5 protein-coding genes are annotated in these 14,857 nt (G+C 68.6%); 2 read left to right on the forward strand and 3 right to left on the reverse strand.

What is annotated here, in order from left to right:
- Nucleotides 1–177 precede the first annotated feature (177 nt).
- Together AB0915_RS12810 and AB0915_RS12815 are read left to right on the forward strand one after the other, a co-directional pair.
- Nucleotides 178–9,786, forward strand: a complete 9,609-nt coding sequence (locus AB0915_RS12810) for a polymorphic toxin-type HINT domain-containing protein (protein ID WP_366691093.1) — start codon at nucleotides 178–180, stop codon at nucleotides 9,784–9,786.
- Between the two features lie 95 nt (nucleotides 9,787–9,881).
- Nucleotides 9,882–10,721 (forward strand): barstar family protein, encoded by an 840-nt coding sequence (locus AB0915_RS12815; protein ID WP_366691094.1) that lies wholly within the window; start codon nucleotides 9,882–9,884, stop codon nucleotides 10,719–10,721.
- Nucleotides 10,722–10,918: 197 nt separating this feature from the next.
- Here AB0915_RS12815 and AB0915_RS12820 read toward each other — a convergent pair whose 3' ends face one another.
- The 3 genes from AB0915_RS12820 to AB0915_RS12830 all read right to left on the reverse strand — a co-directional run bounded on the left by AB0915_RS12820 (nucleotide 10,919) and on the right by AB0915_RS12830 (nucleotide 14,653).
- A complete protein-coding gene (locus AB0915_RS12820) occupies nucleotides 10,919–12,064 on the reverse strand; it encodes an acyltransferase (protein WP_366691128.1) in 1,146 nt (381 codons plus the stop codon).
- A 229-nt stretch (nucleotides 12,065–12,293) separates the two neighbouring features.
- Nucleotides 12,294–13,676, reverse strand: a complete 1,383-nt coding sequence (locus AB0915_RS12825) for a polysialyltransferase family glycosyltransferase (protein WP_366691095.1) — start codon at nucleotides 13,674–13,676, stop codon at nucleotides 12,294–12,296.
- Nucleotides 13,676–14,653 carry a glycosyltransferase family 2 protein gene (locus AB0915_RS12830; protein ID WP_366691096.1) on the reverse strand — a complete coding sequence of 326 codons (978 nt, stop codon included), beginning with the start codon at nucleotides 14,651–14,653 and terminating at the stop codon, nucleotides 13,676–13,678. The genes AB0915_RS12825 and AB0915_RS12830 overlap by 1 nt, the downstream gene beginning before the upstream one ends.
- Nucleotides 14,654–14,857 lie beyond the last annotated feature (204 nt).

Here is a 14,857-nt window from a genome sequence, read left to right on the forward strand (position 1 = left end):
GGTGAACGGTGCGGTAGTGGCCGGGTGAAGACAGCGCTTTCCAGGTTGACGGGTACATGAACAGTCGGTGCATGTGTCGACACACCTCCCTCACGGCACTCAGCATCAACTGGTCTGTTCCGTAACGCACTTGGGGGGTCCGTGCCTGCGTACCGAAGAATCGCGCGCCGTCTGCTGATGCCCCGTGCGGTACGTGGGATCTGGGGCAGGTCCGTCGGCCTGGCCGTCGTCGTGGTGCTCGCGATCGGCTCGCTGGCCCTGGCCGGCACCGGCTTCCCGCTGTTCCCGGAACCGCCGAAGGCCGCCGAGGGGCCGGACCAGCGCTGGGGGAGCGCCGAAGGGCTCAGCCACACCGCGGAAGGGCGGAGCAACACCGAGCCGCCGCAGTCGTTGCGCGCCAAGTACCCGCTCGGAGCCCCGCAACCGGCCCGGCCCGCTGTCCGGCCCAACATTGCCGAGGTCGCCGAGCCGCCCGCCGCCCGGGTCACCGGATTCGACCGCGGGACCAGTACGGAGATCGTCTCCGAGCGCGACGCGCGCAGCCGTACCTATGCCAACCAGGACGGCACCCGCACCAGCGAGATCTCCACCACCCCCATCAACTACCGTGACAACAAGGGTGACTGGCACTCGATCGACTCGAAGCTGACCGAGCGCAAGGGCCCCGCCCAGGGCGCCCGCACCGGCCGGAGCACGGGAGAGGACGCCACCGGGTGGACCAACACCGCCGACTCGGTCGGCCTCAGCCTGGCCTCCCGCGCCGACGCCCCGCAGCTGGCCTCCCTCACCCTCCCGTCCGGTGAGTCCTTCGGCTACGGGCTGAGCGGCGCCGCCGCCGCACCGGGCACGGCGGACGGCACCCGGGTCAGCTACGAGCAGGTCCTGCCCGGCACCGATCTCTGGCTGGACTCGCAGGCCGGCGGGGTCAAGGAGACCCTGGTCCTGCACTCCGCGTCCGCACCCGCCGAGTTCGTCTTCCCGCTCGCGCTCGACGGCCTCGACGCCACCGTCCGGGACGGTTCGGTCGTGCTCACCGGCTCCGACGGCCGCACCAGGGCCGTCATCCCGGCCGGGTTCATGACGGACGCCCGCGGCGCCACCTCGTTTGCGGTCCGCTACACCCTCGTCGACCGGGATGGCCGCCCCGCCCTGAAGGTGAACGCCGACCGCGGCTGGCTCACCGACCCGGACCGCGCCTTCCCCGTCCGCGTCGACCCGTCCGTCGAGACCGGCGCCGCGTCCACGTCCATGTACGTCCGGGACGGCGGCCCGTCCGTGGTCGGCACCGACGAACTCCAGGTCGGCCGCGGTCCGTCCGGCGCGACCTACTCCTACCTCGGTTTCCCCGGCCTCGACGACCGGCTGCGCAATCACCGGATCTTCGGGGCGCAGCTCCAGATCGTGAACTTCGACTCCGCCTCCTGCAAGGCGCGACCGGTCTCCGTCCACCCGGTGACCCAGTCCTGGACCGCGGGAACCGGCACCTCCTATCCAGGCCCCTCGGTCGGCGGGGCGCTGGCCACCAGGTCGTTCGCGTACGGGCACGTCGCCTTCGGCGCCTCCAAGTCCAGCTGCCCCGCGGCCGGGGAACTCTTCGACCTCGGCAAGGGCGGCCGCGACCTGGTCCAGCGCTGGGCCGACGGCACCCAGCCCAACAACGGCCTGTCGCTGCGCGCCTCGGCCACCGACACGCTCTCCTTCAAGAAGCTCACCGGCCACGCCACCGCGAACCCGCCGAAGCTGTTCGTCACGCACTCCCCGTACAGCGCCACGTACGCCTTCCCCAAGCCCGTCCCCGACCCGCCGGTGCTGCAGAACCAGGCGGGCAAGGTCAAGGTCGCGGTGACGAACACGGGGGCCGAGACCTGGACCCCGAGCACCTACTACCTCGCGTACCGCGCCTATGACGCCAAGGGCAAGCTGGTCACCCAGCAGCGGTCCGCCAACCTGACCGGCAGTGTTGCCCACGGGGCGAAGACCACGCTCGACGCGACCATCAAGGCGCTGCCACCGGGTACGTATCTGCTCGACTTCACCATGGTGCGCACCGGCGGCAAGGTCTTCACCGACGAACAGGTCCCGCCCGGCCGGCTCACCCTCCAGGTCTTCGACATCGCCCCGGTGGTCAAGGAGCAGTTCCCGCCCAACGGCTACCAGGCCCAGACCCTCACCCCGCAACTGTGGGCGAGCGGGGTCGACATCGACGCCCCGCCTGGCTCGGCGCTTCAGTACAAGTACGAGATCTGCGAGGCCGGCAAGGACGGCAAGCCGACTGGCTGCACCACCTCCGCCTACCAGACGTCGTCCGCCTACCCCGTCCCGGCCGGCCGGCTGAAGTGGGGCACCACCTACCTGTGGCGCGGCTTCGTCAAGGACGCGTCCAACGAGGTGCCCACCGCGCAGGTCGCGCTGGTCGCCGCCGTGCCGCAGCCCGAGATCACCTCGCGGCTGTCCGAGGCGCCCGGCAAGGAGTTCGACCCGAACGTCGGGAACTTCTCCTCCTCCGCCATCGACGCGTCGCTCACCACGACCGGGCCCGACCTGACTCTCGTCCGCACGTACAACAGCCTCGACCCGCGGCGCGACCTCGCGTTCGGCGCGGGCTGGTCGACCCGGTACGACATGCGGCTCACCGCCGACGACGACGGCAGCGGCAACGTCGTCATCCGCTACCCCGACGGCCAGGACGTCCGCTTCGGCAAGAACCCCGACGGCACCTTCGCCCCGCCGCCCGGCCGGTACGCCAAGCTGACCCTCGACGCCACGGCGGGCACCTACCGGCTCCAGGACAAGTCCGGCACCACGTACGACTTCAGCACCGGCGGCCTGCTCACGAAGATCACGGACGCCTCGTCCAACGTGGTCACCTACACCTGGTCCGGCGGGAAGATCCAGAGCGCCGCGCACCCCCGCAGCGGCCGCGCGCTGAACTTCACCTGGACCGGCTCCCACGTCACCGCGGTGTCGACCAACCAGGTCGACGGCGCCCCGCTGACCTGGTCGTACACCTACACCGGCGACCTGCTCGACAAGGTCTGCGACCCGACCGGCGGCTGCACCCGGTACGAGTACGGGGCGGGCAGCCACTACGGCAGCACGGTGCTCGACTCCCGCCCCGAGTCCTACTGGAAGCTGGGCGAGGCCGAAGGCACGGCCGCCGACAGCGCCGTCGAGGCCAACCTCGGCAAGGACCGCGGCACCTCCACCGACGTCACCCTCGGCGCGGCCGGCGCCCTCTCCGGCGACCCGGGCACCGCGGCCGGATTCAACGGCAACACCTCCCGCATCGTGCTGCCCTCCGGCACTCTCAAGAAGAGCCGGGACACGGCCGTCGAGGTGTGGTTCAAGACGCCCGCGACCGGTGTCGGCGGCCCGCTGGTTGGCTACCAGAACAAGGCCTGGGGCACCGCGCCCGGGACCGGTGTGCCAGCCCTGTACGTCGGCAACGACGGCAAGCTGCGCGGCCAGTTCTGGACCGGGACCGTCGCCCCGATCACCGACATCACCAAGAACGTCAACGACGGCAAGTGGCACCACGCCGTGCTCTCGGCGTCCGGCTCCACCCAGAGCCTCTACCTGGACGGCAAGCTCTCCGGCACCCTCACCGGCAAGCAGCTCGTCGCCGGCGACCTGACCTACAACCAGATCGGCGCCGCACACGCCACCACTACGGCCTCATGGCCCGGCTGGGGCAGCACCGGGCCCCGCTCCTTCGCCGGCGCCATCGACGACGTCGCCGTCTACCACCACCCGCTCGGTGCGACGGCCGTCGCCGGTCACTACCGCGAGGGCACCCGGACCGCGGATGTCCTGACCCGGACGACGCTGCCGTCGGGCCGCACCGCCTCCGAGGTCACGTACGACACCGCCCGCGACCGCGTCCAGGAGTACACCGACCGCAACGGCGGCACCTGGAAGATCGGTACGCCCGCGGTCTTCGGCAACGACACGGACCTGCGCCGCACCGTCGAGGTCCACGACCCGGTCGACTCGCCGTACTTCTACGAGTACGACGGCCTGACCTCGCGGATGCTCCGCTACGGCGAGCCGATGGCGCTCGGCGCCCGCGACTCCAACCCTTCACCAAGTCCGTCGGACACCGACCCGCCGCAGGAGGTCTGCACCCAGCCCGACCCGGGCGACCCGGCGTTCTGCACCAACCCGCCCGGTGACGGCGGCGGCGAACCGGACTTCATCCGGCACCCCGCCGACGGTGTCGCCATCCGTCTCTTCGAGTACGACGACAACGGCTTCCAGACCGGCATCATCAGCGAGAACGGCGACCGGGTCACCCTCGGCTACGACGACCGGGGCAACGTCACCAGCCGCACCACCTGCCGGGCCAAGGACGACTGCCAGACCTCGTACACCACCTACCCGACCCCGGTCGGCGACATCGACCTGCGTGCCGACCAGCCCTCGCAGACCCTCGACGGCCGGTCCTCCGGCCCCACCGACACCCGCTTCCGCACCCAGTACCAGTACGACGTCCGGGGGCTGCTCACCCAGCAGACGGCGGCCGACGGCGGCACCGTCAAGAACACCTACACCACGGGCGCCGAACCCGCCGTCAATGGCGGCAACACCCCCACCGGGCTGCCGCTGACCTCCACCGACCCGTGCGGCAAGGTCACCCGCTACCTTTACTTCAATAGCGGTGACCTCGCCCAGGTCACCGAACCCTCCGGCCTGGTCACGAAGTTCACCTACGACGCGCTGGGCCGCAAACTGACCGAGACCGCCATCTCGGACGCCCAGCCGTCCGGCGCCACCGTCACCCTCGCCTACGACAAGCTGTCCCGGCTCGTCTCCACCACCGAACCGGCCGCCACCAACGTCGTCACCCTCTCCAAGCACCAGCAGCGCACCGTCACCGGCTACGACGCCGACGGCAACACCGTGCGCACCGAGGTCGGCGACGTGCTCGGCGGTGACCCCGCACGCGTGATGACCTTCGAGTACGACGCGTACGGCCGGCCCGAGAAGGTGACCGACGCCGAGGGCGGCGAGACCACTTACGGCTACGACACGCTCGGCAACAAGACCTCGATGGTGGACGCCAACGGCAACCACTTCGACTACGTGTACACCGCGCGCAACATGATGGCCGAGACCCGGATGCGCGACTGGGACGACGACGGCGGGGACCCGGAGTACACCGTCCTGCAGTCGTACGCGTACGACATGGGCGGCCGGGTCGTCCGCAACACCGACGCGATGGGACGCGACCTCGTCTACGAGTACTTCGGCGACGACCTGCTCAAGTCCCTCACCCTCAAGGGATTCCACAACCCCGACGGCACCCGCCGGGACATCGTCGTCGAGTCCAACACCTACGACGGCGCCGGCAACGTCCTCACCGAGAAGGCGAACAACGGCAGGCTCGTCACCGAGTACACCTACGACGCGGTCGGCCGCACCAAGTCCGAGGTCACCGACCCGGCCGGGCTCGCCCGCCGGACCACGTACACCTACGACCTCGCGGGCAACGTGGAGACCACCACGTCCAACGGCGCCCCCTCCAACGTGCCGTGGCCCACGAGCGTCACACCCGAGACCGTCCGGTACGTCTACGACAACGCGGGCAACGCCCAGCAGGAGATCGTCCAGAACGGCACCGACAGCCGCACCACGGTCTACGGATACGACCAGCGCGGCCTCGTCACCTACCGCACCGACCCGGCGGGCAACCGCACCGACTACGCCTACGACGAGGTCGGCCGCCCGCTGTCGGCCACCTCGCCCTCCGTGGCGACCGAGTCCGGCGGCGCGGACACTGTCACCTCCCGCCCGACCACCTACACCGGCTACGACAGCTTCGGCGCGGTCACCGAATCCGTCGATGCCCTCGGCAACACCAACCGCACCACCTACGACCGGCTGGGACGCACCCTCACCGCCACCGCCCCCGGCTACCGGGCCCCCGGCTCCACCGAGACCGTCACCCCGACGACCTCCCGGAGCTACGACGCGCTGGGCAACGTGGTCACCGCGACCGACCCGCTCGGCCGGGTCACCGAGTTCCACTACGACCGGCAGAACCGGCTCATCGACAAGGACGTACCCGTCGGCAAGGACGACGAGCACGCCCGGTGGTCGTACACCTACACCCGAACCGGCGAACTCCTGTCGGTCACCGACCCGTCCGGGGCGCGCGCCGAGACCACGTACGACGACCTCGACCGGCCCGTCACCACCACCCGCATCGAACGCAAGCCGCTGCCCGCCGCGTTCACCACCCGCCACGAGTACGACGACGCGGGCAACGTGGTCAAGCAGACCGAACCCGGCGGCGGCATCAGCCTGTACGGCTACGACAACCTGGGCCAACTGACCCGGGCGACCGACCCGGGCGGCGTGGTCACCCAGTTCGGCTACGACATGAGCGGCCGCGAGGTCCGCAGCACCGACGGCATGGGACGCACCTCGGCCAAGCTCTTCGACGCCTTCGGCCAACTGGTCCGGGACTCCGACCTGGACGCGACCAACAGCCTGCTGCGCAAGGTCGACTACGGCTACGACACGGCCGGCAACCTGACCACCTCCACCGACCCGCTGGGCCGCACCACCCGCTACGACTACGACGCCCTCGGCAGGCTGACCGGGCAGACCGAACCCGTCTCCGACACCGAGTCCGTCACCACCTCCTTCGGGTACGACGCCCTGGGCAACCGCACCCGTTACACCGACGGCCGCGGCAACAAGACCCTCTACACGGTCAACACCCTCGGCCTGGCCGAGTCGGTCGTCGAACCGGCGACCAGCCGCGACCCCGCACCGCAGGACCGCACCTGGACCACCGCGTACGACGCCGCAGGCCAGCCGGTGAAGCTCAGCGCCCCCGGCGGCGTGGCCCGCGAGCGCGGCTACGACCGGGCCGGGCTGCTCGTCCACGAGACGGGCAGCGGCGCCGAGGCCGCCACCGCGGAGAAGAACTTCGGCTACGACTCCTCGGGCCGGCTGACGAGGGCCTCGTCCCCCAAGGGCGACAACACCTACGCGTACAACGACCGCGGCTCGCTGATCGAGGCGAAGGGGCCGTCCGGCACCGCGACGTACGAGTACGACGCCGACGGTCTGCTCACCTCCCGCATCGACGCCGCCGGCACGGCGAGCTTCGGCTACGCCCGCAGGCAGCTGACCTCCGCCACCGACCCGCTCACCGGCGCCAACCAGACCTACCGCTACGACGGGGCGGGCTCCGTCAAGGAGATCGACTACGGCGCCGGCCAGTCGCGCAGTTTCGCCTACGACGATCTGGGCCGGATCGACACGGACACCGTCAAGAGCAGCGGAGGCGCCACCATCGCGTCGACCGACTACGGCTACGACTCCGACGACCACCTCACCTCCAAGAAGACCACCGGAACGGCCAAGGCCGGTGAGAACAGTTACGGATACGACCACGCCGGACGCCTGACCTCCTGGACGGAGAACGGCACCACCACCGAGTACGGCTGGGACAAGAGCGGCAACCGGGTCAAGAACGGCGACAAGACAGCCACCTTCGACGAACGCAACCGGCTGCTGTCCGACGGGGACTACACCTACGACCACACCCCGCGCGGCACCCTGGCCAGCCGGACCAGCGCCGGGATGACCGAGGAATTCACCTTCGACGCCTTCGACCGGCTGACGAAGGCGGGGGAGTCCGGGACGGAGTACACCTACGACTCCCTGGACCGGGTGGCCTCCCGCAACCAGGCGGACTTCAGCTACGCGGGCCTCGCCCCCGACCCGGTCAAGGACAACAACTCCACGTACGGCAGGGGCGCGTCCGACGAACTGCTCTCGGTCGCCGAGGGCACCGGCGCGGCGCAGCTGACGGTGACGGACAAGCACGGCGACGTGGTCGGCGACATGTCGGCGACCGACGGCGCGGCCACCGCACTGACCGGTTCCACGGCCTTCGACCCGTTCGGGCAGCCGTCCGCGTCGAGCGACGCCCAGCCGGGCACGGCGGGCAACGCCGGCTACCAGGGCGACTGGACCGACCCCGACACCGCGCAGGTGAACATGGGGGCGCGCTGGTACGACCCGGGCACCGGGGTCTTCGACTCCCGGGACTCCTACACGTACGCCTCCGGAGCCTCGATCCTCGCGAACCGCTACACCTACGGTGCCGGCTCACCGATGGACTTCACCGACCCGGACGGGCACTGGCCCAGCTGTGGCTGGTGCAAGAAGGCGTACAACAAGATCAAGAAGAACAAGTACGTCCGCGCCGCCGTCAAGACCGCCAAGAACATCGTCAAGGCGGTCGTCTACACGGTCCGCCACCCCATCTCCGCACTGAAGAAGGCCCTCAGCTACGCGGGCAAGGCGGCGAGCTACATCTACCGCAAGTCCGGCCTCAAGCGGATCGTCGACGCCGGCGTGCGGATCGCGAAGAGCGTCGGACGCAGTACCGGGTTCACCCAATGGGCCCGGGAGAAGGCGGCCGAGGCGCGCAGGATCTACCACGAGACCCGGGCCGCGGTCAGCCGCAAGGCCCGGGAGGCGGCCGCCTTCGTCGCGAAGCACAACCCGATCCCCGAGATCGTGGCCGCGGCCCGGCCGCTCATCGCGGTGGCCAAGGCGGTGGTGACGGCCGATCCCAATCTGCCGGCGATCCTCGTCGGCGCGGCCAAGGACGTGATCGCGGACGTGGCGAAGGCGACGGACGCCATCCGTGAGGCGGTGGTCGAACAGGTCGGCGCCGTCGTCGAGACGGTTCGCGACTCCGTCGACTGGGGCGCGGTGTGGGAGGGCGTCAAGACGGTCGGCAACGTGGTCGGCGATGTCACCGGCTTCAACGACATCAGGGACTGCGTCACCACCGGCGACATGGAGGCCTGCGCCTGGGCCGTCGCGACGGTGGCCGGTGTGGCCCTCGGCGGCGTCGGCGCGGGCGCGGTCCGGGCGGCCAAGGCGGGCCGGATGACGGCGAAGGCCGCGAAGTACGCGGACGACATCGCGAAGGCCGCCAAGAAGGCCGACGAGACACTCGACCGGGTCGAGTCGGCGGTCGAATGCGTCCAGCTCGCCTCGGACCTGGTGGGCAACAGCTTCGTACCGGGCACCGAAGTGGTGATGGCCGACGGCAGCCGGCAACCGATCGAACAGGTCGAGGCGGGCGACAAGGTACGGGCCACCGACCCCACCACCGGCAAGACCTCCACCCAGGAGGTCACCGCCACGATCAAGGGCAAGGGCCAGAAGAAACTGGTTCGCCTGACCCTCGACACGGACGGCCTCCAGGGCACCGCCACCGACACCTTGACCGCAACCGCCGGCCACCCGTTCTGGGTCCCGTCCGCACGCAAGTGGCTGAAGGCCGAGGACCTGAAGCCGGGCCAGTGGCTGGAGACCGGCTCAGGCACCCACGTCCAGGTGGAAGCGGTCCGCGGCTGGACGCAGGCGGCGGCGGTCTACAACCTGAGCGTCGACCGGGCGCATACGTACTATGTGGTCGCGGGTGCCACTCCGGTCCTCGTTCACAACTGCGCCAAGAAGGTTTCTTCCGGGCCGAGGGAACTCCCTATTCCCAAGGAAGTGAAGTATCACTACACGGCCGTCAAGCGAGGGGAAGGTATTCCTCAGCTCGACGATGATGGCGTGCAGAAGATATTTCGTGGCGACAAGCCGACCCAGAGGCATTGGAAGGATTCGAAGGAGTGGGTCGTGCCATCGAATCGCCCCGGGAACGAAATGAGAATCTTGCAGCACGAAGAGTCGGGCCGCATGGGATGGAGCGACAACCACTACAGGACGATTCAGGAGTTCCCTGAGGGCTACGGAAACTAGATCGCCCGTATTCGCTAATGCGCAGGTGCACGCCTGAGGGGCTTTGCGTATAGCGCAGGCCCCTCGAGCGCCCTCATTTGAATGGACTCGCCTCGATGGGCACATCAGCCGCATCCTTCGAATTCTCGCTCCATCTGGATGATGACGAAGGCACTCATCTCGGAAACTTTGCTGGTCTTGATGATTTCTTCATTGGGTCATCCGATGCGCTCTCTGAATTCGATGATGAAACAGTCGGCGAGCTGAGTGGCGGCGGAGCCTGGCTTCATCCTCGGCTGGTTGGCCTGATTCCTACCGATACCCTAAAAAGATCCTGGACCGCTGGATCGTTCAGCGAAGGACAGCTGGGGAATGTGTGGATCGGTATCCACGGTGCACATGGGAAGGTAATAGGTTCGTATTTTGCAGGGTCCGCCACACTGGAAGGCTGGACAGAGAATCCGGATCTCACTGTAACAGCCGTCATTTCCTGCTGGCTTAACGTAATTCCTGAGGCAAGTGCGGGCGCTCTGTGGGAAGCCTGGGGCCGCCGTGCACCCGCAACCATGAATGATTGGGTGAATCTCCCACGGGGGCAGAGAGAGGGCTGGATCGAAGTTGCTCGAATGTGCGGGAGAGAATCGTCCCAGGAAAAGAATCCCGCCGGGGAGTATGTGCTAGCAGGTGCCCATGTGGATGATCTCGCCAGTTTCTACTGTGCTATCGGCGAAGCTATGAATGGGCCCGGCGGATATTACGGTGGAAACTTGGCCGCCCTCGATGACTGCCTCTTCGGCGGACACGGCCCAGCAGCCCCGTTCCGGCTCGTTTGGCAGGACTCCGCGGTTGCAATGGATGCACTCGGAACCTTGCCTACTTATATCGAGGGCAAAACTGTGATGGGTTTGATTCTCGAATGCTTCGAGCGTCGCGGGGTGGCTGTCGAGCTGGCGTGAGGCTTGATCGCGAGCCATCATTCCCCACGTGCAGTCGCAGTCGGCGGACTGATCGGTGGTCTCGGCAGGTTTGTGGAGTGTGTGGCCGAGGAGGTCGATGGCGTCGTGCTGGAGGCGGAGTCGGACGTGGGCGTAGACAGTGGCGGAGACGCCGGTGTCGGTGCCCCCGTCGGCACGGCCACTCCGTCGCATCCCGCTCACGCACCCATGCGCAACGCCGCGTGCAACCGGGCGCTCTGGGTGGTCATGGCTCGCTTCAGGCGCGGGCCGACCGGCTTTTCCACGTACCGGTGGATCAGCCAGGCGAGGATCAGCAGCGAGCCGACCGCGCCGAGCAGTGTCGGGATCGGAGGCAGGCCCCAGCCGCGGTGCAGGATCCGGATGGCGAACCAGCCGAGATGTTCGTGCACCAGGTAGAACGGGTAGGTCAGGGCGCCGGCGACGGTGAGCCAGCGCCAGTTCGCCCAGCGCAGCCACCCCAGTGCCACCGCTGCGACCGAGAGGAAGGCGGCGGCGACGATCAGTTGGATCACGTACGGCGAGCGGTGGAAGTCGCCGCTCATGCCCGGGTGCCAGAGCGCGGTGACGGAGTAGCGCTGGCCGAGGAGAAAGCTCATCACGACGATTCCCCACAGCAGCAGGTCGCTGCCGTACCGGTGGATCAGGTACAGGGCCAGGCCGCCGATGAAGAACGGCGCGTGGTCGCGCATGACCAGTTCGTCCGTCAGCGGGGTCTGGGCGACCCGGGCGAGCACCCCCGCGAACGTCCACAGACAGCAGAAGGTCACCACCCTGCGGTACGTGACACCACGCCAGACGACGAAGAGCGCGAACAGCACGTAGAAGCGCAGCTCCACCCAGAGCGTCCAGCACACGCCCAGCACCCGGTCCGCGCCCATGGGCTGCTGCAGCATCGTCAGGTTGAGCAGCAGTTCGTCCGAGCGCAATGGCTTGACCACGACCGGCAGGACACATGCGGCCGCCGTGACGAGGACGATCGCGACCCAGTACGCCGGATAGAGGCGCGCGACCCTGGACCGGAAGAAGTCGCCCGCTGAACGCCCCCAGCTGCTCATGCAGATGACGAAGCCGCTGATGATGAAGAAGAACTGCACTCCGAGGCAGCCGTAGACCGCCGCCTGGGAAAGTGTCGGGAAGACATGGGCCGGAGACTGTCCCCAGGACTGCGCGACCGGCCCTCCCTTCCCCGCGTAGTGGTACGCGCAGACCATGAGTGCGGCCATGATGCGCAGTCCGTCCAGGGCCCGCATGCGGTTTCCGTCTCCGCCGGAGCGCGGGTTCCGCGGGGCCGGGGACGGGGCAGCGGAAGGGGCAGGTGTTATGGCAGCCGCTGGAGGCGCGGGTGCTGTGGGCGCTTCGGCCACGGGGACGCTCCTTTCCCGGAACCGGCCGGGACATGTGGGTTCGCTGGAACCGGCCGTCCCAGGTCCGCTCGCGTAACCGGCCGGAACTTCTGCCGTAACCGGAAGCAACCAGGGCAATTGCCGTCATGAAGCTGCGGAAGAGCGCGGATCAGCTCGCCGCTCGCTTCGAGGATCGGGAGAGCGCGGATCAGCTCGCTGCCGCTCGCTTCAAGGTGCGGGCCTTGCGGGCGATCCGGCGCACCGTCGCATTGCGCGGGATGAACGCGAGTTGCGCGGGGACGGCGCCGGGCAGCCCCAGTGCGGTCAGCCGACGCCGTTTGAAATAGCGCCAGATGTTGCCGTGGTGCCGGCTGAGGTAGCGCTCCGCATGGGGGCGTAGCGCGTCCTGTATCTGCGGTTGCATGGCGTAGCCCACAGCGCTGACCAGGTCGGTCGGTTCACCCCGGACCTGTTCGGCGGAGGGAAGCGACCAGCCGGTGACGGCGGGCGCGTCCTCCAGGTCGGGCAGCAGCGCATCGACGATGGTCAGCGGGATGCGGTTGCTGTTCTGGTACGGGGTGAGCTGCTGCAGCAGGGTGTCGGTGCCGACACGGGCGACCGGGAGTCCGTAGAACGTGGCGGCGGTGAGCAGCGCGGTGGAGAAGCACCCGACGATCAGAGCCGGCCGCATGCTCCGGAAGAGCGTCTCGGCGAGGACGGGGCTGTCGAGAACGGTGAGTTCGGCACCGAGTCGCTCCGCCTCCTGCTCCAGCCGCTGCGCCCAGTGGGCCGGCGCGCTGGGATGCGGCTTGAAGACGACCCGGGTGTGGCCGAGTGCGACGGCGCCGCGCAGCATCCGCGCGTGCAGTTCCTCCTCCTGCTGGTGAGTGAGGATGCCGAGCGTGGAAAGGTACTGGCCGAGCAGCAGAGCCGGTGCGGGCTCGGAGGGACCGTTGACTTCGGTCGATCCGGCAAGCTCGTCCAGCACCTTCAGGAAGACGTCGGTCGGTACGATCTCGGACTCGACGCCGAACTCGGTCAGCAGCAGCGGCCGCAGGCCCGGCACCAGGTCCAGGTGAAGCAGCCGGCGGATGCGGGTGCCGATCATCGGGTCGACCTTGTTGCGGGTCGGACCGTAGCTCATCAGACCGTCGGCGTAGATGTGCACCGGGCTCTCGCCGAAGATCTGCGCGAGGGCCTGGGACGGGTTGGCCTGGATGGACTCGCAGGCGATCTCGACCGGTCCGTCTCCGAGATCCCACGCTTTGCGCACAGCCCGCTCCCACAGCGAGGCGTCCTGCTCCCGGGGCGACCATCCCGCGGGGTGGAACGGCTGGATGAACTCGTTCCAGGAGTGCACGGTGTCGAATTCGGACTCCAGTTTCTCGAATCCGGGCCTGCGATGGAGCGGTGTGCCCAGCTCGGGAGAGGGAGAGGTGTCGCTCACGACGAGAATGCGCCGGTGCTCGGAGCGCGGACCGAACTGGCCCGCGCGCAACGCCGCGACGACCGTGGCGGCGGCATACTGCGTGCACGCGGAGAAGATCTGGGTGGTGGACCGGCCGGCCGGTGCGGTGTACATGCCAGCCATCAGGCCGCGACCTCCCGGGACACGGAGCGACGGCGTACGCGGCGCAACTGGGCCGCACGGCGGTCGCCCAGCGAATTCAGCGTATCGGCGAGAATTTCCTGGGGCATACGCCGAAGAGACGCCGCGCTCATGGAGCGCAATTTCCGTGCCACTGCTGGTTCGAACCTTTCGATGGATTCCAGGTGATGTGCCATGACAGCGCAATAGGTCCGTACTGCCTTTGGGAGCAGGCGCTCTGCCTCCGCGTCCCGTGCCGTTTCCTCGAGTACCTGATCGAAGGCCCGGATGAAGTCGAGCTGCCGCACATCGCCGATCTGGGTGAGCGAGGACGCCACGCCACGCCGGTAGAAGACACCCAGCAGGCCGATCGCCGCGAAGGAATCGGCCTCGCGGTGCAGGCGCCAGATCCAGGGCCGGTCCTCGGCCGTGCGCAGCCCGTCCTGGAAGCGGAGCAGTCCTGACTCGACGAGCCTGCGGTGATAGGCGCCGGCCCAGGCGTACGCGTAGTCCACGGGCGTCGACTTGTCGGACGGCAGAATCACGTCGCGCGGCCGCATGACGGTGCCGCGCAGGCCGTGCGGGACCCGGTGGACGGTGCGCGCCCGGTCCGTGAACTGCACGTGGTCCGTGCGTACGAAATCGCAGCCCAGGTCCGTGATGGCGGCGAGCAGCTGGTCGTAGTAGCCGGGAGCCACCCAGTCGTCGCCGTCGAGGAACGTGAGGTACTCGCCGCGCGCCGCGTCGATCCCTGTGTTGCGTGCGGTGGCCAGGCCTCCGTTCTTCTCGTGTCTGACCAGGACGGCACCGGGGAGCTCGCGCTCGGCGCGCATGAGGATCTCCGGAGTCCCGTCGGTCGAACAGTCGTCGACGAGGATGAATTCGAAGTCCTCGCGGGCGTTGGCCCGCAGGCTTCTCAGGGTGTCGGGAGCATATGTCTGCACGTTGTAGAACGGCACGATGACGGAGAGCTTAACCACGAGCCACACGCTAGGCGGGGGCACGTCATTTGCCTTTGCCCCGGGGAGGACGACAGGTGAACGAAGAATGTCGGAATGATGAACCGGGTCGATTCCGTGCCGCTTGCGGCGCATTCGCGGAGCTGATTCGCCGCCTGTCGGCGGGCTGTTAACCAGCTGTTGCCGTCATGTTGGGCCGCGAATCAAAAAGCCTTCCTAAGTTCT

Source organism: Streptomyces sp. NPDC048411 (assembly GCF_040704695.1).
Lineage (GTDB): Bacteria > Actinomycetota > Actinomycetes > Streptomycetales > Streptomycetaceae > Streptomyces.